Annotated in this window: 1 protein-coding gene; it reads right to left on the bottom strand. The window is 62.1% G+C overall.

The window, feature by feature from the left end:
- Positions 1–27: 27 nt before the first annotated feature.
- Positions 28–1,008 carry an IS110 family transposase gene (locus J2T55_RS13180; protein ID WP_259057847.1) on the bottom strand — a complete coding sequence of 327 codons (981 nt, stop codon included), beginning with the start codon at positions 1,006–1,008 and terminating at the stop codon, positions 28–30.
- Positions 1,009–1,208: the final 200 nt, after the last annotated feature.

The following is a 1,208-nucleotide window of genomic DNA, read 5'->3' on the forward strand; positions in this document are numbered from 1 at the left end:
GCTCCTCGCAATGAACTGTGCCTGAAGTCAAGCGTATTCGGCCGAATAAGGCCGGTTGGTTGTGGCCACGGCAAAGGCCTGCCGCAGCAGTTTATGCGCAATCGCGATATTGATGACCCTGGCCGGTTTCCCGGCCGCCTTCAGCCGGTCATATAGGGCTCGGCAGGCCGGGTTGCAGCTTTTCGCGGTCCAGCTGCACAGGTACAGCAACTGGCGCATCCGGCCCTGACCCAGTTTGGCGATACCCCCTTGTCCCCGGACCGACGTCCCCGACCGATACGTGGTCGGCGTAACGCCGATATACGCGCCAAGCGCCTTGACGTCGGTGAAACGACTGAAGCCGGCGGTCACGATAATCAGCTCCATGGCCGTGCGCGGTCCGACCGACGGAATACTCAACAACCGCGCATACAGCGCGCTAAAAGACTTTTTTACCAGCGCCGCCAGGTGTTGCTCACAATCCTCAATCTGTTGCTCAAGCTGCTGCAACTGGGCGGCCATCTGCCCGGCCACGAACGCGCTCGGCTGCGGCTGATGCGCGGCGGCTTCCTGGCGATTGAGCAATTGGGTCCGGGCGCGCACCAGGTCGTCCAGCCAGCCATGCGCCTGCTGCAGCGCCACCACCTCGTCTGACTCGGGCTGCCATGGCGTCAGCACATGCTGCTCGCCGTAACGCCGCAGCAGCTCGGCGTCGGCTTTGTCGCTCTTGACCCGCGACAGCTGCATCTGCGCGAAGCGCTTGACCACCAGCGGGTTGAGCACCGTCAGCGACCGGCCCGCTTCATAAAGCCACACCGCCAGCCGACTGTGGTACACCCCCGTCGCCTCCATCACGTAATGCGACCCGGCCGGCGTGAGCGCCAGTAACTCGGCGAACCCCGCGGCTGTATACACCAGCGTCTGATGCCGCTGCCGACCCGCTTCCAGCCACGCCACATCAAACGACGTCTTGCTGATATCAATACCCACGATCATCTGCTCGTCCTCGGTCGTTGGAAAAAGCGTCAACACCACGCCTTACACAGCCAGCGATCCTGAATACGGGGTCCCATGCCCCAATGAACTGTCCGGCTTTCGTAAGGACGAAGCGGGGGGACCCTCATTGCGAACAGCCTTCAGCGACTGATGACGGACTCGGCCTTGTTCCCCGCCCCTGGCTCTATAGCAATATCCTATGACCACAGAGTTGCTGCAAGCATAGGATGACG

The organism is Methylohalomonas lacus, from assembly GCF_024808875.1.
GTDB classification, from domain to species: domain Bacteria; phylum Pseudomonadota; class Gammaproteobacteria; order Methylohalomonadales; family Methylohalomonadaceae; genus Methylohalomonas; species Methylohalomonas lacus.